Origin of the sequence: Methylobacterium sp. Leaf125, from assembly GCF_001423085.1 — a bacterium.
In the GTDB taxonomy this organism is placed as follows: domain Bacteria; phylum Pseudomonadota; class Alphaproteobacteria; order Rhizobiales; family Beijerinckiaceae; genus Methylobacterium.
This window is the reverse complement of sequence record NZ_LMNU01000004.1, coordinates 176,997-196,083: the sequence shown is the minus strand read 5'-3', so window position 1 is coordinate 196,083 and position 19,087 is coordinate 176,997. Positions and strand designations below refer to the sequence as shown.

The 19,087-nt window shown below is 70.8% G+C and carries 19 protein-coding genes; 8 read left to right on the top strand and 11 right to left on the bottom strand.

Features of this window, described 5'->3' with window-relative positions:
• Positions 1-134: 134 nt before the first annotated feature.
• Positions 135-317 carry a DUF465 domain-containing protein gene (locus ASF58_RS07930; protein ID WP_055949971.1) on the bottom strand — a complete coding sequence of 61 codons (183 nt, stop codon included), beginning with the start codon at positions 315-317 and terminating at the stop codon, positions 135-137.
• 194 nt (positions 318-511) lie between these two features.
• On the opposite strand from ASF58_RS07930, the gene ASF58_RS07925 reads away from it, so the two are divergent.
• From ASF58_RS07925 to ASF58_RS07910, 4 genes are all read left to right on the top strand, one after another.
• The gene (locus ASF58_RS07925; RefSeq protein ID WP_055949968.1) at positions 512-730 is read left to right on the top strand and encodes a DUF465 domain-containing protein; all 219 of its coding nucleotides are present in this window, start codon (positions 512-514) and stop codon (positions 728-730) included.
• A gap of 136 nt (positions 731-866) precedes the next feature.
• Complete coding sequence (gene purE / locus ASF58_RS07920; protein ID WP_055949965.1) at positions 867-1,364, top strand: 5-(carboxyamino)imidazole ribonucleotide mutase; 498 nt, start codon at positions 867-869, stop codon at positions 1,362-1,364.
• Positions 1,365-1,411: 47 nt separating this feature from the next.
• Positions 1,412-2,521, top strand: coding sequence for a 5-(carboxyamino)imidazole ribonucleotide synthase (locus ASF58_RS07915; protein ID WP_082512913.1), 1,110 nt, complete (start codon positions 1,412-1,414; stop codon positions 2,519-2,521).
• 273 nt (positions 2,522-2,794) lie between these two features.
• Positions 2,795-3,670 (top strand): tetratricopeptide repeat protein, encoded by an 876-nt coding sequence (locus ASF58_RS07910; protein ID WP_055949958.1) that lies wholly within the window; start codon positions 2,795-2,797, stop codon positions 3,668-3,670.
• Positions 3,671-3,725: 55 nt separating this feature from the next.
• Here the strand turns inward: ASF58_RS07910 and ASF58_RS07905 are convergent, their stop codons facing one another.
• From ASF58_RS07905 to ASF58_RS07885, 5 genes are all read right to left on the bottom strand, one after another.
• A complete protein-coding gene (locus tag ASF58_RS07905) occupies positions 3,726-4,538 on the bottom strand; it encodes an SGNH/GDSL hydrolase family protein (RefSeq protein WP_055949955.1) in 813 nt (270 codons plus the stop codon).
• Between the two features lie 76 nt (positions 4,539-4,614).
• A complete protein-coding gene (locus tag ASF58_RS07900) occupies positions 4,615-6,282 on the bottom strand; it encodes a methyl-accepting chemotaxis protein (protein ID WP_055949952.1) in 1,668 nt (555 codons plus the stop codon).
• Positions 6,283-6,869: 587 nt separating this feature from the next.
• On the bottom strand, positions 6,870-7,856 hold the full coding sequence (gene glpX / locus ASF58_RS07895; RefSeq protein WP_055949950.1) for a class II fructose-bisphosphatase: 987 nt from the start codon (positions 7,854-7,856) through the stop codon (positions 6,870-6,872).
• Between the two features lie 132 nt (positions 7,857-7,988).
• The gene (locus tag ASF58_RS07890; RefSeq protein ID WP_055949947.1) at positions 7,989-9,311 is read right to left on the bottom strand and encodes a homoserine dehydrogenase; all 1,323 of its coding nucleotides are present in this window, start codon (positions 9,309-9,311) and stop codon (positions 7,989-7,991) included.
• Positions 9,312-9,493: 182 nt separating this feature from the next.
• Positions 9,494-10,303, bottom strand: a complete 810-nt coding sequence (locus ASF58_RS07885; RefSeq protein ID WP_055949944.1) for a ceramidase domain-containing protein — start codon at positions 10,301-10,303, stop codon at positions 9,494-9,496.
• 98 nt (positions 10,304-10,401) lie between these two features.
• Between ASF58_RS07885 and xth the strand changes: the two genes are divergently transcribed.
• Positions 10,402-11,196, top strand: a complete 795-nt coding sequence (gene xth, locus ASF58_RS07880) for an exodeoxyribonuclease III (RefSeq protein WP_055949940.1) — start codon at positions 10,402-10,404, stop codon at positions 11,194-11,196.
• A 65-nt stretch (positions 11,197-11,261) separates the two neighbouring features.
• Positions 11,262-11,891 (top strand): glutathione S-transferase family protein, encoded by a 630-nt coding sequence (locus ASF58_RS07875; protein WP_055949937.1) that lies wholly within the window; start codon positions 11,262-11,264, stop codon positions 11,889-11,891.
• A gap of 55 nt (positions 11,892-11,946) precedes the next feature.
• On the opposite strand, the gene ASF58_RS07870 is transcribed toward ASF58_RS07875, so the two are convergent.
• The 5 genes from ASF58_RS07870 to ASF58_RS07850 form a co-directional block, all read right to left on the bottom strand.
• Positions 11,947-12,846 (bottom strand): tetratricopeptide repeat protein, encoded by a 900-nt coding sequence (locus ASF58_RS07870; RefSeq protein WP_055949934.1) that lies wholly within the window; start codon positions 12,844-12,846, stop codon positions 11,947-11,949.
• Positions 12,833-14,563, bottom strand: a complete 1,731-nt coding sequence (gene ilvD, locus ASF58_RS07865; RefSeq protein WP_055949931.1) for a dihydroxy-acid dehydratase — start codon at positions 14,561-14,563, stop codon at positions 12,833-12,835. The genes ASF58_RS07870 and ilvD overlap by 14 nt, the downstream gene beginning before the upstream one ends.
• Before the next feature lie 359 nt (positions 14,564-14,922).
• Positions 14,923-15,714, bottom strand: a complete 792-nt coding sequence (gene eutC, locus ASF58_RS07860; RefSeq protein ID WP_156375578.1) for an ethanolamine ammonia-lyase subunit EutC — start codon at positions 15,712-15,714, stop codon at positions 14,923-14,925.
• 68 nt (positions 15,715-15,782) lie between these two features.
• Positions 15,783-17,195 carry an ethanolamine ammonia-lyase subunit EutB gene (locus tag ASF58_RS07855; RefSeq protein ID WP_055949925.1) on the bottom strand — a complete coding sequence of 471 codons (1,413 nt, stop codon included), beginning with the start codon at positions 17,193-17,195 and terminating at the stop codon, positions 15,783-15,785.
• Positions 17,196-17,358: 163 nt separating this feature from the next.
• A complete protein-coding gene (locus ASF58_RS07850) occupies positions 17,359-18,219 on the bottom strand; it encodes a transglutaminase family protein (RefSeq protein ID WP_055950117.1) in 861 nt (286 codons plus the stop codon).
• A gap of 378 nt (positions 18,220-18,597) precedes the next feature.
• On the opposite strand from ASF58_RS07850, the gene ASF58_RS07845 reads away from it, so the two are divergent.
• Both ASF58_RS07845 and ASF58_RS27430 read left to right on the top strand, forming a co-directional pair.
• Positions 18,598-18,939, top strand: a complete 342-nt coding sequence (locus tag ASF58_RS07845) for a hypothetical protein (protein ID WP_055949922.1) — start codon at positions 18,598-18,600, stop codon at positions 18,937-18,939.
• A gap of 12 nt (positions 18,940-18,951) precedes the next feature.
• Positions 18,952-19,074, top strand: coding sequence for a hypothetical protein (locus ASF58_RS27430; protein ID WP_280137532.1), 123 nt, complete (start codon positions 18,952-18,954; stop codon positions 19,072-19,074).
• The last annotated feature ends 13 nt before the right edge of the window (positions 19,075-19,087 follow it).

Here is a 19,087-nt window from a genome sequence, read left to right as displayed (position 1 = left end):
ACGTAGCCGTCGGAAACCAAAACCGCCGCCGCGGGGCCCGGGGGCGCGAGGATGCTGAAACCAAAACCGCCGCCCTGGGGACCAGGGGCGGCGGCGAACATTCGAGAGACGATGAGGTGGGGCCGGAGCGGCCGCTAATGCAGCTGGTCGGATCCGCTTCGCAGGCGGTTCATCTCGTCCTTGAGGTGGAGCTTGCGTCTCTTGAGTTCTGCGATTCGCAGATCGTTCGCCGAGGGTCGGAGGGTGGCGTCGTGGATTTCCTGCTCGAGGGCTTCGTGCTTCCGGGCGAGCTGGGTCAGGTGCGTCTGCAGTGACATGAGCTGTGTCTCCTGTCTCGTTTCGACGCGGCCAGACTGACATATGATCAGCCGGCTGTCGAAGCCTATCGACGGCTAGGCTTGACGGATGTTTGTGCAGGCGGATGGTTGTGCAGGAGGCGCGGCGGGTTCTTGCCCAGGCCGAGCGGCTGTCGCATGGTCTGCCGCGAAAGCGTCCCGGGACATCAGGTGCGATGGCGGTCCAGTTCGATAACGATGCGTCGGTGGAACCCGCCGACGAGTTGGCACGGCTGAAGCAGGAACACCGCGACCTCGACGGCGCGATCGATGCCCTCGAGGTCGGGGTGGTGGCCGACCAGCTGCAGATCCAGCGCCTGAAGAAGCGCAAGCTCTCCCTGCGCGACCGGATCTCGTATCTCGAGGACCAGATCACCCCCGACATCATTGCCTGACCGGGCCTCCCGGCGGGCGGCGGCCCGTGCGGGACGCGCCTTGCGGGCGCGCCATCGCTTTTGTATTCGGCGTTCCAGGGGCCGCCGCGCGTCGCACGGCCCGTCCACCACATGATCGCGAAGGGATCTGACGACCATGGCGGCAGCCTCCCCGGTCGCGATCATTATGGGCAGCCAGTCGGACTGGGCGACCATGCAGCATGCCGCCGAGACGCTGGATGCGCTCGGCGTCGCCCATGACGACCGCATCGTCTCGGCCCATCGCACGCCCGACCGCCTCGTCGCCTTCGCCAAGGGTGCCAAGGCGGAGGGATTCCAGGTGGTGATCGCGGGGGCCGGCGGCGCCGCTCACCTGCCGGGCATGACGGCGGCGATGACCCCCCTCCCCGTCCTCGGCGTGCCGGTGGAATCGAAGGCCCTGTCGGGACAGGACAGCCTGCTCTCCATCGTGCAGATGCCCGCCGGCATCCCGGTGGGCACCCTGGCGATCGGCCGGGCGGGCGCGGTCAACGCCGCCCTGCTCGCCGCCGCCATCCTCGCCCTCACCGATCCCGGCCTCGCCGCGCGGCTCGAAGCCTGGCGCGCCGCGCAGACCGCGAGCGTCGCCGAGACCCCGGTGACCGACCTGCCGTAAGTTCTCCTCCGCCGTGACCTGTAACGTGTCTTGAAAAGCGAATCGCCGTGACCGCCCTCCCCGACATCCGCCCCGGCGCGACCCTCGGCATCGTGGGCGGCGGCCAGCTCGGCCGCATGATCGCCCTCGCGGCCGCCACCTACGGCCTGCGGGTCCACGTCTTCGCCCCCGATGCCGACAGCCCGGCCTTCGACGTCTCGGCCGAGGCCACCATCGCGGCCTACGACGATGTCGCGGCCCTGGCGCGCTTCGCGGCGAGCGTCGACGTGGTCACCTACGAGTTCGAGAACATCCCGGCCCAGGCTGCCGAGGCCCTGGCCGCGAAGGCGCCGCTGCACCCGAACGCCGCGGCGCTCGCCACGACGCAGGACCGGCTGACCGAGAAGCGCTTCATCAACGACCTCGGCATCGAGACCGCGCCGTTCCGTGCCGTGGACACGGCCGAGGACCTCGCCCGGGCACTCTCCGAGATCGGCCGCCCGGCGGTGCTCAAGACCCGCCGCTTCGGCTACGACGGCAAGGGCCAGCGCATGATCCGGGCCGAGGGCGCGGTCGATCCCGCCGCGATCCTGGCCGAGTTCAACGGTGCACCCTGCATCCTGGAGGGCTTCGTGCCCTTCGAGGCGGAGGTCTCGGTGGTCGCTGCCCGCGGGACCGACGGGGCCTTCGCGGCCTACGACCCCTGCGCCAACGAGCATCGCGACCACATCCTGGCCGTCACCCGCGTCCCCGCCCCCGGCATCGCGCCGCAGACCGAGGCGGCCGCCATCGGCATCGCCCGTCGCATCGCCGAGGCGCTCGACTATGTCGGCGTGCTCGCCGTCGAGATGTTCCTGGTGCCGCAAGGTGACGGGCCCGCCCGGGTCGTGGTCAACGAGATCGCCCCGCGGGTCCACAATTCCGGCCACTGGACCATCGAGGGCGCGACGACCTCGCAGTTCGCCCAGCACGTCCGGGCGGTCTGCGGCTGGCCGTTGGGCGATTCGGCCCGGGTCGGCGGCATGGCGGTGGAGATGCACAACCTGATCGGCGCCGACGTCGACGACTGGGCCGCGATCCTCGCCCGGCCGGGGGCGCAACTCCACCTCTACGGCAAGGGCGAGGCCCGGTCGGGCCGCAAGATGGGCCACGTCACCCAGCTGCTGCCGAGACCCTGAGACGCTGCCCGAACCGTCGCCCGAACCGCGGCCCGATTGTGACACCGACCCGGCAACCGACGGTCCCGCCGGCCGTTTCGGCGCGGCGGGTCGGGCGGGTCATACCTTCGCCACATCCGACCGCTTGAGCGGAACCCGTCGCCGACTTTAAGCGCGCATTCACCGCGATGCGGGATGGTGCCGGCGCAACCGGCCCCCTTCATGCGGGGACCGGCACGGGACGCAATCGAATCGGGGGCGGTGTCGCGCGCGACGCCGGGGGGAGCGAGGACCATGACGGTTTTGAAGCTGCGGGCATCGAAGGCGGGGCTGATCGGGGCCACGGCGCTCGTGGCGGCCGCGTTGGCCGGTTGCGAGACCTATGGCGGCGGTGCCACCGCGTCGCGCCAGTTCGCCGTGCTCGAATCCGACCAGACGGGCGCCACCACGGTCAACATCGCCTCGCTCTCCGACGTGATCCAGCGCAATCCCAACGACGCGGCGGCCTACGTGACCCGCGGCGCCGCCTATGCCCGCGCCGGCCAGTTTAACGACGCCATCGGCGACTTCACCAAGGCGGTGCAGATCGACCCGAATTCGGCCTCGGCCTACAACAACCGCGCCCTGGCCAACCGCCAGATCGGCCGCAACGATGCCGCGCTGCAGGACTTCTCGAAGTCGATCTCGGCGGATCCGAACTACGCTCCGGCCTATATCGGCCGCGCCAACGTGCTGCGCGCCCAGGGTGATCTCGAGGGCGCCACCTCCGACCTCAACCAGGCGATCCGCCTGGCGCCGGAATCGGCCGAGGCCTACCACGCGCGCGGCCTCGTCCGTCAGAAGCAGGGCCAGAACACCCAGGCCATCGCGGATTTCGACGCCGCCATCGACCGTAACCCCTTCGTGGCGGCGCCCTACGCGGCCCGCGGCCAGAGCCTGATCGCCACCAACCAGTACGACAAGGCGATCGAGGACTACAACGCGGCGCTCAACGTCAACAACAAGGACGCGACTTCCTGGGCCTATCGCGGCCTCGCCTACGAGAAGTCCAACCGCAAGAAGGAGGCGGTGGAGAGCTACCAGCGCGCCGCGCAGATCGAGCCCGGCAACGCGGTGGCCAAGCAGGGCCTCGGCCGCGTCCAGGGCGGCGTCGGCTCGCTGTTCAACTGACCGAGCCCGCGCGGGGGCTCGGCGTCGCCCCCGCATCCGTCGTGCCGCCGCCTGCTCAGTTCGGCGGCGGAACGGCCGTCGGCGCACGCAGCTGCGTCTCGAGCCCGGCCGCCAGGGCGTCGTAGTCGCGCAGGTGCACGCCGTCCGGCGGCACCGCCTGCGTGGTCAGGCCCGGTGGCCCGTCGCGCAGATCCGCGAAGGGGTCGAAGACCCGGCAGCCCTGCCGCGCGCAGAGCCCGCGCAGGATCGCCGTGTAGGCCGCCACCGCCGCCGGATCGCGCTCCGCCTCGGCCCCCGGCCCGATCGGCGGTACCGCCGCCACCAGCACCCGATCCGCATGCGTCCCCAGCCACGTGAGGAGGCGCGCCGTCGCCGCCGCGAACCCGCCCGCGGTGCGCGCCGACAGAGGGTCGGCCCGCCGCAGGATGTCGTTCGTACCGACGAACAGCACCGCTGCTCCGGCCCGGACGGGGACGCTCAGGCCTTCGATCTCGCCCGCGTAGCGACGGGCCGAGGTGCCGCCGATCCCGCCATTCACCACGTCGGCCCGGCCGGCCAGGGCGTTCCCGAGGAGCTCGGCGTGCGAGTTGCCCGCCAGGAACAGGAAGCCCGGCCGCGCCGCCGCCAGCGCCGCCCGGATCGCCGGCAGGCGCGCGGCGAGGTGGGCATCGGCGATCTGGCGATTGCGCCGAACCGCGTCCTCAGTCCCGGGGATGCGTCCGGCCCCCGGCACTCCGTGTCCCAGCAGCCCGGTCCCCAGCAGCCCGGCCCCCAGCAACAGAGCGCCGAGCGCTGCCGCGCCGAGGCCTTTGATGAGCAGGCGGCGCCGGGGCCCGGATCGCGGGCGGGTGTCGTCGGAACCGCTCATCCGTTCTCCCGATGCCGGCCCCGGCATCCGGGGCGTCCGGCATCAGCCCCGAAAGCCGACCGTCGGGCAAGCCCGCTCAGGCGGCCTGGACGGTGGCGAGGAAGCCCGAAACCTCGGCGCTGAGCTGTTCGGACTGGCGCGCGAGGTCGGACGCGGCGGCCAGGACCTGGGACGAGGCCGCTCCGGTCTCGCCGGCGGCCTGGGTCACGCTGCCGATGCTGACGGTCACCGACTGCGTGCCCTGGGCGGCCTGGGTCACGTTGCGGACGATCTCCTGGGTGGCCGCCCCCTGTTCCTCCATCGCCGCCGCGACACCGATCGCGATGCTGCGCAGCTCGACGATGGTCGCGCCGATGGTCCGGATCGACGTGACCGCCTGGCGGGTCTCGCCCTGGATCGTCGTGATCTGGTCCGAAATCGTCGCCGTGGCCCGAGCGGTCTGGGAGGCCAGCTCCTTGACCTCGCCCGCGACCACCGCGAATCCCCGGCCCGCTTCGCCGGCGCGGGCCGCCTCAATGGTGGCGTTCAGCGCCAGCAGGTTCGTCTGGGCCGCGATGCCCGAGATGAGCCCCACCACAGTGCCGATCCGCTCGGCCCCCGCGGCGAGGCCGAGGATGATCGTGTCGGTGGCGGCCGCGTTCTCGGAGGCCCGCTCCGCCATCGCCGCCGAGCGGGCGACCTGGGCGGCGATCTCGCCGATCGACGCGGCCATCTCCTCGCTCGCGGCCGCCACCGTCTGGACATTGGCCGAAGTCTGCTCGGCGGCCGAGGCGACGCTGAGGGATTGCCCGGCTGTCTGGTCGGCGGTGCGGCTCATCGCCCGCGCCGTGGCCTCCATCTCGGTGGCGGCGGAGGACAGGCCGTGGGTCAGGCGCGAGACCTGCGCCTGGAACGCCCGCGTCGCGGCGTCCAGGATCTCGGCCCGGCGCATCTTCGCGGCGCTCTCGATCGCGGCGGCGGCGTCGGCGTCGCGCTTGGCGATCATGGCGTCCTTGAAGACCTGGACCGCCCGGGCCATCGCGCCGATCTCGTCCCGGCGCTGCGCGCCCGCCACGTCGGTCGTGACGTCGCCGTCGGCCAGCTTGGCCATGGTGCCGGTCATGCCGCCGAGCGGGCGCACGACCAGGGCCAGCACGGTGTAGAGGCCGAAGCCGATGGCGGCGGTGGCCAGGGCGACGAGGGCCAGCAGCGCCAGGCGCGACTGGCCCGAGTGGGTCTCGGCGCGGTCGAACTCGGTCTGCGCCTCCCGGACCTGCAGCGCGGTGAGCTTGCTCAGGACGGCGTTGGCCTCCTCCAGGCCCTTAACCAGAGCCGCGTGGGTCGCGTCGAAGTCGGGCGTGCCGCCGGAGGCGAGGCGGTGCAGGATGTCGGCCGCGATCGCGGCATTGTGGTCGATCCGACGCTGCATCTCGGCGGCGAGGCCCTTCTCCTCCGGGGTGAGGTAGGTCGCCAGGTAGGCCGACCACTGGGTCCCGAGACTGGTGAGGTCCGCCTCGATCTTCGCGCGGGCCTGGCCGGCCTCCCCTTGCCGGTTTCGCAGCGCGCGCGACGTCGCCAGCAGATCGTCATAGGCATCGCGGATCAGGCTGAACTGCCGCAGCGGGACGATGCGGTCGCCGAAGACGGTGTTGAAGCTCTGGTGATTCGCCGACAGGGCGAAATTGCCGATCCCCGAGGCGAGGAGCAGCAGAAAACCCATCACGCCAAGCAGCGTGACCAGGCGGCCTTTGATGGTGGTGAGCATGCGGTGATCTGCCGGAAAGACGGTCGGGTATCCGGTCCCCCGTCGGTTCGACGGACGGCTCCGGTTTCATGGACCAACCTTGTCTGCCGAAGTGATGAAGGCCGCTTTATTTCCGGATCGATAGCTTTGGCGTGCCCATAAACATTTTCGTGATGATCGTCCGGGCGGATTTCAGCATTCATTCGGAGTATTGCGTTGTGTTCTATCGATAACCTGGTGCGATCAATGTTCGATACGATGAAATTTCGTGTTCGGCAGTCCGTCGGTGCCGACGATCCATGGTTTGTCGAGCGGAGGACTTGGACATCGCAAGTCCAGAATAGAGGAACATGGAATCCGCAGTAGCCTGTACCGAGAGCGACAGATCCCGGCGTCAGCCGGGCTGCCCGACTCGGATGTCGTCCGCAGGACGGCGGCGCCGATTCTCGGCCGAATCTGTCGGGCCGGCGATCCTCGGAGGGGCAACCTTTCGTCCGCTCTCGCACGGAACCGGCGTGACTGTACGCGATCTTGCGGCGGTCGTGCCGAGCTCTGGGGGCCTGGGCCGAGACAGCGCCTTCGCCGGTCCGAGCCCGGATCTTTCCCGCTCAGGCGTCGCCCAGCAGGCGGTGCTCGCAGAGCATGCGCCGGACGGTGCCGCTGGCCGAGCGATAGACCACGGTCTCGGTCTCGATCAGGCCGGGCCGGAAACGGACGCCCTTCAGCAGGGCGCCGTCGGTGACGCCGGTGGCGGCGACGATGACGTCGCCCCGGGCCATGTCGTGCAGCTCGTACTTCCGGTTCGGATCGCTGATGCCCATCTGGGCGGCCCGCTCGCGCTTGTCGTAGCTGTCGAGGATCAGGCGGCCCTGCATGTGGCCGCCGATGCAGCGGAGCACGCCGGCGGCGATGACACCTTCGGGGGCCGCCCCGATGCCGAGGTAGATGTCCGCCCCGGTCGCGTCGGCATTGGCGGTGTGGATGATGCCCGCGATGTCGCCGTCCGAGATCAGGCGGATGCCGGCCCCCGTCGCCCGCACGGCGGCGACGAGCTGCATGTGCCGGGGTCGGTCGAGAATGATGGCGGTGATCTGCGCCGGGTCGACGCCCTTGTGACGGGCCAGCGCGCCGATGTTGTCGGCCGGGCTGGCGTCGAGATCGACGAGGCCGGCCGGGTAGCCGGGGCCGATGGCGATCTTCTGCATGTAGACGTCGGGGGCGGCGAGCAGGGAGCCGGCCTCAGCCAGAGCGGTCACCGCGATGGCGCCGGGCATGTCCTTGGCGCAGAGGGTGGTGCCTTCCAGGGGATCGACGGCGATGTCGACCTTCGGGCCGTCGCCGGTGCCCAGGCGCTCGCCGATATAGAGCATCGGGGCGTTGTCGCGCTCGCCCTCCCCGATCACCACGGTACCGTCGATGGGCAGCAGGTTGAGCTCGAGGCGCATCGCATCGACGGCGGCCTGGTCGGCCTCCTTCTCGCGGCCCTGTCCGCGCAGGCGGGCGGCGGCGATCGCGGCCCGCTCCGTCACCCGCGCCAGCTCCAGCGTCAGGGACCGGGCCACCGGCGCGCGCGATTCCAAATTGCCACCAGACATGTGAGCCTCGCGCCCCTGCGCCTCTCTCGGGCGCTCCTTATGAACTAAAATGCGCGTGAGGCACTAAGTTTCGACCATGACGCGCATTTTTCTTCGTTCACCCCGGATCGTACGATGTCGGACGCACGGGGGCTATTCGCGCTCGATCCGGATCAGCTGGGGCGCCTCGGCGAGCAGGCCGTCGGCCGCGATGGCGTCCAGGGCGTCCCGGATCGTGCCCTCGGTGGCGGCGTAGGTGATCAGCACCAGGGGGACCGGCTGGCCGGAGCGGCCATGCGGGTCCTTCGAGGCCGCGCTCTCGGAACGGCGCTGCAGGATGCTCTCGATGGAGATCTCGCGCTCGGCCATGCGGGTGGCGACGCCCGCGGCGACGCCGGGGCGGTCGTGCACGGTGAGGCGGATGTAGTAGCCGCCCTCGTGCCGCTGCATGGCGACGCGCTGGGACGGGCTCAGGGCGGCGGCGGGACGCCCGAAGGTCGGGCGGCGGGTGCCGGCGGCGATGTCGGTGATGTCGGAGACCACGGCCGAGGCGGTGGCCTCGCCGCCGGCGCCGGGGCCGATCAGGGTGAGTTCGCCCACCGCGTCCGCGTCGATGGTGACCGCGTTGGTCACGCCCATGACCTGGGCGATGGCGGAGGATTTCGGCACCATGGTCGGATGGACCCGCTGCTCGATGCCGCCGGCCGCCGCCTGGGCGACGCCCAGGAGCTTGATCCGGTAGCCCAGCTCCTCGGCCATGGTCAGGTCGAGGGGCTGGATCGCCGCGATGCCCTCGACGGAGACGCCCTCGGCGTCGACCTCGGTGCCGAAGGCGAGGCTCGTCAGGATCGCGAGCTTGTGGGCGGTGTCGAAGCCCTCGACGTCGAAGGTCGGGTCGGCCTCGGCGTAGCCCAGGGCCTGGGCGTCCTTGAGGCAGGCCTCGAAGGTCAGGCCCTCGCGCTCCATCCGGGTCAGGATGTAGTTGCAGGTGCCGTTCATGATTCCGTAGACGCGCGACACGGCATTGCCGGTCAGGCCCTCCCGCAGGGCCTTGATCACCGGGATGCCGCCGGCGACGGAGGCTTCGTAGGCCAGGGCCACGCCCGCCGCCTCGGCCTGCCGGGCGAGCGCCGCGCCGTGCTTGGCGAGCAGGGCCTTGTTGGCGGTGACCACGTGCTTGCCGGCGGCCAGGGCCGCCTCCACCGTCTGCCGGGCCGGTCCTTCGGCGCCGCCGATGAGTTCGACCACGCAATCGACCTCCCCGGAGGCCGCCAGGGCGACGGGATCGTCGAACCAGGTCACGCCGGCGAGGTCGAGGCCGCGGTCGCGGCCCCGGTCACGCGAGGAGACGGCGGTGACGCGAATCGCCTGTCCGCTGGTCTGGCCGAGGGCCTCGGCCCGGCGGGCGACCATCCGGACGACGGCGGCGCCGACGGTGCCGAGGCCGGCAACGCCGAGGCGAAGGCTCTGTGTCATGGGTGTGTTCCGTCACTCTGTCGCGCCGTGGACCTGTCGCGTCCGGGACCTGCCGCGTCCGGCGGCGCTGCGGGCTCGGCGTCGATCGTCGGAGGCGAATGCCGCGCTCGACGCCGCCCGATCTTCTGCAACGATTTGCCGGGGGGCGCAACAAAACGGCCGGCCGTCCTGGAGCCCCGGCGTTACGATCGGTGCCGACGGTATCGGACCGCGACGGCGATGAGCCCGTAGAGCACCCCGGCATTGAGCAGGTGCCAGACGGCGTGGGTGCCCAGGGGCCAGACCGGGCAGACCGCCCGGTCGAGGGTGCGGAAGCCGAGCGAGACGGCAAACAGCGCGGCCACCCCCAGGAGGCCGAGCCCGGCCTCGCGCCTAGCCGGATCGAGGAGGCCGAGCCCGGCCTCGCGTTTGGCTAGAGTGAGGAGGCCGAGCCCGGCCTCGCGCTTAGCCGTATCGAGGAGGCCGAGGCCGGCGTCTGGCCGGGCCGGGCCGAGGGGGCCCCGCGGCGTCAGCAGGCCGGCGGCGACGCCCGCCAGCGCCAGGATCGCGGGGGCGTAGGCGAGGGAGCCGTTGGTCAGCGCGTCCGTCGACCGGCCCGTGAGCCCGTCGAGGGCGGGCTCCAGGCCGAGGTTGAACGCCGCGAAGGCCAGGGTGGCGGCGAGCGCCGCCCCGATCCCGAGGTCGAAGTAGCGCCGCATCGCCAGCAGAAAGTAGGCGTAGATGAAGAGCGCGATCGGGATGACGTCGGCGAGCAGCGACCAGCGCACCGCCAGGGTGTGGAACAGGAACGAGCCGACCCCCACCACCGCCACCAGGGCGCTGAGCAGGAGGGCCGGCGCATCGCCCGTCCGGGCACGGCGCACGCGCGCCGTCGCCAGGGCGGCGGCGACCAGGAAGGCGCCGTTCGACAGGGCGTTGACCGGCTCCGCCCAGAAGCCGGGATCGCCGCGCTCGCAATAGGCGCAGATCGGCGCCAGCCAGTCACCTTCCATCGGGACCTCGCCTTCGTCTCGCGTCACGCCTTGCCAGCCCGCGGCGAAGGCCCGATGACGGACACCCACGCGCCCCAGCTCCCAGAGACCCCCTGCCCATGCGGATCGCCACCTGGAACGTCAATTCGATCAAGCAGCGCGTCGGTCACCTCGTCGGCTTCCTCGACGAGGCCAAGCCCGACGTGGTCTGCCTGCAGGAGCTGAAATGCCAGGACGAGGGGTTTCCGCGGGCGGAGATCGAGGCCGCGGGCTACGCCGTCGAGACCCTCGGGCAGAAGGCCTATAACGGCGTCGCCCTGCTGGTGCGCGCGCCCCTGGCGATGTCCGAGATCCGCCGCGGCCTCCCCGGCGACGACAGCGACGAGCAGGCCCGCTACATCGAGGCGCTGGTTTCCGGCGAGGGGGTGCGCCCCGTGCGCGTCGCCTCGATCTACCTGCCCAACGGCAATCCCGTCGACAGCCCGAAATACCCCTACAAGCTCGGCTTCCTGGAGCGGCTGCGGCGCCATGCGCAGGGCCTGCGCGAGGGCGAGGAGGCGGTGGTGCTGGCCGGCGACTACAACGTCATTCCCGAGCCGGACGATGCCGCCGACCCCGAGGCCTGGCGCGCGGACGCGTTGTTCCTGCCCCAGAGCCGGGCGGCGTTCCGGGCGCTCCTCGCCGAGGGCTACACCGATGCCCTGCGGGCCTGCGACCCGCGGTCCGGCCTCTACACCTTCTGGGACTATCAGGCGGGAGCCTGGAACCGGAATGCCGGGATCCGGATCGACCACCTCCTGCTCTCGCCGCAGGCCGCCGACCGGCTGACCGCGGCCTCGGTGCAGAAGCACCTGCGAGGCCTGGAAAAGCCCTCCGACCACGTGCCGGTGACGGCCGACCTCACCGACGCGTGAGCGAACGATCCGCGCGCCCGGGGGTTAAGCTCCACCGATCCCCCCAACATGGAGCACCCCCAAACGTGAAACTCTACGGCACCGGCTATTCGCCCTACGTCCGCAAGGTCCTCGTCGCCCTGGCCGAGAAGGGCCAGGCGGTGGAGCACATCCCGCTGTTCTTCCACGCCGAGGATGCGGCGTTCCAGGCGGCGAGCCCCCTCGGCAAGATTCCCGCCTTCGACGATGACGGCTTCCTGCTGGCCGATTCCTCGGCGATCCTGACCTACCTGGAGGCGAAGGTCCCGAGCCCGGCGCTGTACCCGTCCGAGGCCAAGGCCCGCGGCCGCGCGATCTGGTTCGACAAGTACGGCGACACCGAGATGTTCGACGCGATCATCGCCCCCTTCGCCAATCGTGTGGTGAAGCCCAAGATGCTCGGGCAGCCCGGCGACGAGGGCGCCGTCGCCAAGGCCCTCAACGAGGACCTGCCGAAGATCTACGATTACCTCGAAGGGCAGATCGACGGGCCCTACCTCGTCGGGGACGCCTTCAGCGTCGCGGACATCTCCGTGGCCACGGGCTTCCACAACCTGCATCTGGCCGGTGAAGCCGTCGATGCCGGGCGCTGGCCGAAGCTCGCCGGCTACGTCAGCGCCACCCTGGCGCGCCCGTCCTTCGTGACGGCGCTCGCGGCCCGGACGTCGCCGAACTGATCGGCCGAACGGATTGCCCGAACTGGGCGTCCCCGGGCGGCGCGACCGTCGGACCTCAGCGCCGGCGGCGCGCCGATCCGGTGACCTGGGCGGTGGTCTGGGAGGCCTGCGCCATCGCGGCGGCGCGGTCCTCCTCGCTGGCCGTGGCCCAGGCCTTCTCGTAGAGGGCGACGATCCAGTCGTCCTTGCGCCCCTGGGCGGCTTCCCGGGCCATGGAGAGCCACATCAGGCCGCGGGCGCGCTGGGCCGGCACGCCCTGGCCGTTGACGAGGAGCTGCCCGAGCAGGGCCTGGGCCGGGGCATGGCCCTTCTCGGCGGCGAGGTTGAACCAGCGCGCGGCCTGGCGCGCGTCAGTGTCGACTCCGGTGCCGTCGAGGTAGAGCCGGCCGAGATTGTACTGCGCGTTCGGGTCGCCGAAATACGAGGCGGCGTAGTTGAACATGTCGTAGGCGCGCTCGGGATTCGGGCGCACGTAGGTGCCCTTGATCCCGTCGAGGAAGTAGGTCCCGAGTGCCGTGAAGGCGCTCGCGACCACGCCCGAGTTCTGGGCGTCCGGCCCCTCGTCGGTGGTGTCGTCGGCGATGCGCGAGAAGAACTCGAACGCCTTCAGGTCGTCGTGGGGCACGCCGTCGCCCTCCGCATACATGCGGCCGAGCTTCCACAGCGCCAGGGCATGGCCCTGCTCGGCGGCGTATTCCAGGGCGCGGGCGGCCCCTTCCTTGTCGCCGGCATTGTAGTCGCGCACGCCCATGCGCAGGGCCTCGCGGGCGCTGCGGTAGTTGCCGCTGGGCACCGGTGTCCGGGCGGTGGCGTCGAGGGCCGCCGCCGGCAGGGCGCCGAGGAACACGAGCCCGACCGCCGCGGCGAGCCGCCGGCCTATCGAGGCCGGCGGCCGATCCCGGGCGGCCCGTGCCGGCCGCGTGACGCGGCCGTGGGCTGTCCTAGATGTCCGCATAGGTGTGCGTCTCCTCGGCGCCGCCGGGATGGGTCACCGCGCCATTCACCGCCGGACCGACGGTCTGCTGGTACTTCCACAGGTAGCCGGAGGTGGCCGAGTTGGTGCGCGGGCTCCAGGCGGCGCGGCGCTGGGCGAACTCCGCGTCGGAGACCGCCACGTCGAGGGTGCCCTTGATGGCGTCGAGGGTGATCATGTCGCCGTCACGGATCAGGCCGATCGGACCGCCGACGGCGGCCTCGGGCCCGACATGGCCGACGCAGAAGCCGCGGGTGGCGCCCGAGAAGCGCCCGTCAGTGATGAGCGCGACCTTGTCGCCCATGCCCTGGCCGTAGAGGGCCGCGGTGGTGGAGAGCATCTCGCGCATGCCGGGGCCGCCCTTCGGGCCCTCGTAGCGGATGACGAGGACCTCGCCCTCCTTGTAGGTGCGCTTCTGGACGGCCTCGAAGCAGGCCTCCTCGCCGTCGAAGACGCGGGCCGGACCGGTGAAGACCTGCTTTTCCTCCGACATGCCCGCCACCTTCACGATGGCGCCCTCGGGGGCGAGGTTGCCGCGCAGGCCGACGACGCCGCCGGTGGGGGTCAGGGGCGTACCGGCGGAGCGAACCACGTCCTGGTCGGGGTTCCAGTGCACCCGCTCCATGTTCTCCGCCATGGTGCGGCCGGTGACCGTCATGCAGTCGCCGTGCAGGAAGCCGTGGTCGAGGAGCGTCTTGAGCAGCAGCGGGATGCCGCCGACCTCGAACATGTCCTTGGCGACGTAGCGCCCGCCCGGCTTCAGGTCGGCGATGTAGGGCGTCCGCTTGAACACCTCGGCGACGTCGAACAGGTCGAACTTGATGCCGCACTCGTGGGCGATGGCCGGCAGGTGCAGGGCCGCGTTGGTGGAGCCGCCCGAGGCCGCGACGGCGGCCGCCGCGTTCTCGAGGCTCTTGCGGGTGACGATGTCGCGCGGGCGGATGTTCTTGGCGATGAGTTCCATCACCTTCTCGCCCGCGGTCATGCAGAATCTGTCGCGGATCTCGTAGGGCGCCGGCGCGCCGGCCGAGTAGGGCAGCGCGAGGCCGATGGCTTCGGAAACGGTGGCCATGGTGTTGGCGGTGAACTGCGCGCCGCAGGCGCCGGCCGACGGGCAGGCGACCTGCTCCAGCTCGTCGAGGTCCTCGAGGGACATGTCGCCCACCGCGACCTTGCCCACGGCCTCGAACAGGTCCTGCACCGTCACCGGCCGGCCGCGGAACGAGCCGGGCAGGATCGAGCCGCCGTAGATGAAGATCGACGGCACGTTGAGGCGCACCATCGACATCATCATGCCGGGCAGGGACTTGTCGCAGCCGGCCAGGCCCACGAGGGCGTCGTAGGCGTGGCCACGCATGGTCAGCTCGACCGAGTCGGCGATGACCTCGCGGGAGGGCAGCGAGGCGCGCATGCCGGCATGGCCCATGGCGATGCCGTCCGTCACCGTGATGGTGCAGAACTCGCGCGGGGTGCCGTTGGCGGCCGAGACGCCCTTCTTCACCGCCTGCGCCTGGCGCATCAGCGAGATGTTGCAGGGGGCGGCCTCGTTCCAGCAGGAGGCGACGCCCACCAGCGGCTGGTGAATCTGCTCGCGGGTCAGGCCCATGGCATAGAGGTACGAGCGGTGGGGAGCGCGCTCAGGCCCCTCCGTGACATGGCGGCTCGGAAGCTTCGACTTGTCGGTTTTGCTCGCGTCCATCGTTCGTCTCACCGCCCCGGCCTGATACGCATGTGTGGGTTCGGCGCGACCGCGAACAGATGGGTGCGTTCCGTGGGGACCCACGGCGCGCGGCCCCACCGGACCGTTTCTCGGAAAGCGTCTGAACTCCGCGGTAAAGCGTTGGGGGAACTATCGTTTACCGCGCTTGCTGAGGTGGTCCCGGTTTATGGCGGGATCGCGGCGGCGAGAGGCGTCTCCCAAGGCAAAGTCGGGATGCTTTCGGGGTGTTGCGACCTCGCCACAGCCACGCTTTCGGGCGGGATTTCTTCCGAACAACCTGAAGCGACGGCCATTTTCGTCTCCCGGCCGCGCGCGAAGGCTTCAGGAGCCTTGAAGCCTCAGGAGCCTCGGGCCGACTCCGATCCGTCGCCCAGCAGGGTCGGGCCCGGGGCCGCCGCGAGGGCGGGCCCGCTGTCGTCCTTGAGGTTCACGCCGGAGATCCCGAGGGCGAAGGCCTGGGTCAGGAGCCAGTCGAGCTTGAACGCGGCCAGATCGTGCGAGAGCCCGGCCGGGCGCACGTTCGAGATGCAGTTGCGCTCGGCATCCGAGCGCCCCACCCGGGGGTCGAGGGTAAGGTAGAGCCCCAGGCTGTCCGGCGAGGACAGGCCGGGCCGCTCACCGATGATCACCACCACGGCGCGGGCCCTGAGCGCCGCGCCGACGCCGTCGCCCAGGGCGACCCGTGCCTGCGTCGCCACCACCACGGGCGCCACGCGCCAGCCGGCCCGGTCGAGATGCGGCTTGAAGGCGGCGAGGAAGCCCGCCGCCCCCTCGTGCACGGCCCGGGCCGAGAGGCCGTCGGCGACCACGAGGGCGAGATCCACGGGGCCGTCGCCGCCGGCGGCGAGCGCCGCCGCAGCCCCGTCCCCGAGGGCGCGGCCGAGATCGGGCCGGCGCAGGTAGGTCGCCCGGTCCGGGGCGGCGGAGGCCACCGTGAGGGTCTCGAAGCCGAGTCCGGCGATGCCGGCGCTCACCGCCCCGGCGTCGAGGGGCGTGTGCACGGCGTCCCGGGCCTGGGCGTGGGCGAGGCCGAAGCGCAGGACCTCCCGGGTCGGCAGGCCGGAGCCGGCCCGGCCGAGGCCGATGCGGGCGGGGGTGAGCCGGGCGAGCCGGGCCCAAGGATCAATCATGGGATCAATCGTGGGATCGTTCGTGGGGTCGGCGTCCGGACCGGTGGCGCCCGTACGGCGGTCGGCGCTCATGCGGCGAGGCCCGAATCCGCGAGGCCGGAGGTCGCGAGACCCGGCGCCGCCGCGAGCAGGCGGGCGCTCGGCCCCTGCGGCAGCAGGGCGCCGTCCGCGTCGGTGAGCCCGATCCGCTCCAGCCAGGCCTCGAATTCCGGGGCGCGCTTCAGGCCGAGCACCTCGCGCAGGTAGAGGGAATCGTGGAACGAGGTGGACTGGTAGTTCAGCATCACGTCATCGGCGCCGGGGATGCCCATGATGAAGTTGCAGCCGGCCGCCCCCAGCAGGGTCAGCAGGGTGTCCATGTCGTTCTGGTCGGCCTCGGCGTGGTTGGTGTAGCAGACGTCCACTCCCAGGGGCACGCCCATGAGCTTGCCGCAGAAATGGTCCTCCAGCCCGGCCCGGATGATCTCCTTGCCGTCGTAGAGGTATTCCGGCCCGATGAAGCCCACCACCGTGTTGACCAGAAGGGGCCGGAACGGCCGCGCCACCGCGTAGGCCCGCGCCTCCAGGGTCTGCTGGTCGATGCCGTGGTGCTGGCCGGCCGAGAGGGCCGAGCCCTGCCCGGTCTCGAAATACATGCAGTTGTCGCCCACCGTGCCGCGCTTGAGGGCGAGGGCCGCCTCGTGCGCCTCCCGGAGGATCGGCAGGGTGACGCCGAAGCTGGCATTGGCCCCCTGCGTGCCCGCGATCGACTGGAACACCAGGTCGACGGGCAGGCCCCGGTTCATCGCCGCGATCGTGGTGGTCACGTGAGTGAGGATGCACCCTTGCGTCGGAATCTCCAGGCGCCGGATCAGGTCGTCGAAGAGGTGGAGCAGGCCGCTCAGGGTCGAGACGGAATCGGAGGCGGGGTTGAGGCCGATCACCGCGTCGCCGCAGCCGTAGGACAGGCCGTCGAGGATCGAGGCGGTGATGCCGGCGGCATCGTCGGTGGGGTGGTTGGGCTGCAGGCGCACGGCCAGGCGCCCCGGCAGCCCGATGGTGTTGCGGAAGCGGGTGACCACCCGGCACTTCCGCGCCACCAGGATCAGGTCCTGGTTGCGCATGATCTTGGAGACCGCCGCGGCGATCTCGGGCGTCACGCCGGGGGCGATCCGGGCCAGGGTCCCCGGCGCGGCGGTGAGCAGGAACTCGCGGAAATCGCCGACGGTGAGATGGGCGATCTCGGCGAAGGCCCCCGCATCGTGGGTGTCGAGGATGAGGCGCGTGACGTCGTCGGCCTCGTAGGCGATCAGGGGACGCGCCAGGATCTCGCGCAGCGGCACCTCGGCGAGGCACCAGCGCGCCGCCATCTCCTCCTCGGCGGATTCGGAAGCGATGCCGGCGAGCCGGTCGCCCGACCGCACCGGCGTCGCCTTCGCCATCAGGGTTGCGAGATCGGCGAAGACGTGGGTCCGCGGACCGACGACGTGACGATAGGCCATGGCGCGATGCCCTCCGTGAACTGTCCAGATCGCGCCCCGGCCCGCTTCGGCAAGACCGGACGGCAAGACCGGCGCGGCAAGACCGAACGCCAAGACCGGCGCAGCGAGCCCGACGCGGCGCGCCTGCCGAAGCGCGTGCGTCGGGGCGTGTGTCCGCCGACCCTCAGGCCGCGCCGGCGTGCGGGGCCGGCTCCTCGGTGGAGATCGCGTCGACGGTGCGCTGGGCCGGGCTGCCCTGCCCGTCCGCCCGCACGATGCGGATCTGCTGGTTGACCGGCTGCATGTTGCCCCAGGGCGTCGAGAAGGCGATCTCGGCGGCATCGCGGCCGACGCCGATGCGCACGAGCCCGTCGAGGTCGGCCTGGCGCGTGGCGTCGAACAGCCACCAGCGCCCGTCGAGATAGGCCTCGAACACCGCGTGGAAGTCGCTCGGCACGAGGCCGTGGGCGTAGCAGCTGACGAAGCGGGCCGGGATGCCGAGCGCCCGGCAGAAGGCGGTGCCGATATGCGCGAAGTCCCGGCAGACCCCGGCCCGCTTGAGCAGGCTCTCATCCGCGGTGGTCTCGCCGTCGCTGGTGCCGGGCTGGTAGGTCAGGTGGTCGTGGATCCAGTTGCAGATCGCGTTGACGCGCTGATGGCCCTTCGGCAGGGCACCGAACTCGGCCAGCGCGAAGGGCGTCAGCCGGTCGGAGGAGACGAAGCGGCTCGGCAGCAGGAAGGGCAGGATGTCGAGGGGCAGCTTCGCGATCGGCGTCTCGTTGATCGTCGCCGGGTCGGCCCGGTGCACGGTGAGCTCGACCTCGGCACTGTATTCCAGCGAGAACTGCCCGACCGGCACGTTGACGCCGAGATACCGGTTCTGCAGGTCGGGCGTGATGTAGATGTCGCGCTTCAAGTTCGGCGACAACACCAGGCTTTCATGGAGGATCTCGACGCTGCGCAGGCGCGCGACTTCGAGATTGAAGATGAACGTCGTGTCCGAGAGGATGTTGTAGGATAAATTGCAGCCCAGTTGATAGCGCACCATCCGCTCCTTGCCGGCAGGTTCGGGTCGTCACCCTAGCAGAGATGACCGCAGCGAGGACGACGTGATCGGGGACGACCATAGCAAGGATCGCGCCTCGCGGCGTGCCATCGCGACGTGCGAGCCTCCCCGCGGGGCCGGTCCCGCGAGGGTCTGGGTTGACGCAGCGTGTCCGCCCGCAACGCCTGTCGCGCCCGCGGCCCCGGAACAGCAGACGGCAAAAATAAATCTGAGGTTGCTTTTCTCACGCGAGAAATGCCACCTAGACGTGCCTGTCCGGCGATTCGGATGACCTTCCTTCATCTCAGGCGTGGAGGCCTCGTCACGCTGCATCGGCAGCGGCTTGGCGCGCTTTACTGATGCCGCAGGGACTACGCCATGACCGTCAACTTCAGCGTCGTTGGAATATTTTATCGTTACGCGGTCGACTTCACCCAGGTCCCAGGACGCACGGTCCTCGACGTGATGAATTACGTCACAAAGGTCGACAAGAACTTCACCTTCACGGAATTGACCTTCCAGGGAAACCGGATCGTCAATTCCCTGGGTTACGTCCACCCGGCGGACTTCACAGGTCGAACCGGGATCACCTACCCGCAGGGGATGTACCAGCTGGCCCAATCCTTCACCGACCCGACGCCCAATCCCTACTCGGTCTGGCAGTATTACCTGTTCGACCAGAACGGGATCCGGCAACCGGCGCAGGCGGATTTCTCCTAAACCCAAGCCAAGGTGGCGGATGGCTGGTCCATCGTCTGGCGGCTGGTCACCATCTGCAACGCCCCGACCGCGGTGGCCAAGCGGCTGCGTTCGCTCGTTCCGCCGGAGCAGCAGGACGCGCTGCGGATCAGCTGAGGGCCCGGCACGA

Bases quoted from the DNA above. Each gene is read 5' to 3' on its own strand.
- ASF58_RS07845 (WP_055949922.1), top strand. From the start codon at position 18,598: ATGACCGTCAACTTCAGCGTCGTTGGAATATTTTATCGTTACGCGGTC.
- purE (WP_055949965.1), top strand. From the start codon at position 867: ATGGCGGCAGCCTCCCCGGTCGCGATCATTATGGGCAGCCAGTCGGAC.
- ASF58_RS07905 (WP_055949955.1), bottom strand. From the start codon at position 4,538: ATGAGCGGTTCCGACGACACCCGCCCGCGATCCGGGCCCCGGCGCCGC.
- ASF58_RS07870 (WP_055949934.1), bottom strand. From the start codon at position 12,846: ATGCGGACATCTAGGACAGCCCACGGCCGCGTCACGCGGCCGGCACGG.
- ASF58_RS07900 (WP_055949952.1), bottom strand. From the start codon at position 6,282: ATGCTCACCACCATCAAAGGCCGCCTGGTCACGCTGCTTGGCGTGATG.
- ASF58_RS07925 (WP_055949968.1), top strand. From the start codon at position 512: ATGGCGGTCCAGTTCGATAACGATGCGTCGGTGGAACCCGCCGACGAG.
- ASF58_RS07910 (WP_055949958.1), top strand. From the start codon at position 2,795: ATGACGGTTTTGAAGCTGCGGGCATCGAAGGCGGGGCTGATCGGGGCC.
- ASF58_RS07855 (WP_055949925.1), bottom strand. From the start codon at position 17,195: ATGGCCTATCGTCACGTCGTCGGTCCGCGGACCCACGTCTTCGCCGAT.
- glpX (WP_055949950.1), bottom strand. From the start codon at position 7,856: ATGTCTGGTGGCAATTTGGAATCGCGCGCGCCGGTGGCCCGGTCCCTG.
- ASF58_RS07885 (WP_055949944.1), bottom strand. From the start codon at position 10,303: ATGGAAGGTGACTGGCTGGCGCCGATCTGCGCCTATTGCGAGCGCGGC.
- ASF58_RS07890 (WP_055949947.1), bottom strand. From the start codon at position 9,311: ATGACACAGAGCCTTCGCCTCGGCGTTGCCGGCCTCGGCACCGTCGGC.
- ilvD (WP_055949931.1), bottom strand. From the start codon at position 14,563: ATGGACGCGAGCAAAACCGACAAGTCGAAGCTTCCGAGCCGCCATGTC.
- ASF58_RS07930 (WP_055949971.1), bottom strand. From the start codon at position 317: ATGTCACTGCAGACGCACCTGACCCAGCTCGCCCGGAAGCACGAAGCC.
- eutC (WP_156375578.1), bottom strand. From the start codon at position 15,714: ATGATTGATCCTTGGGCCCGGCTCGCCCGGCTCACCCCCGCCCGCATC.
- xth (WP_055949940.1), top strand. From the start codon at position 10,402: ATGCGGATCGCCACCTGGAACGTCAATTCGATCAAGCAGCGCGTCGGT.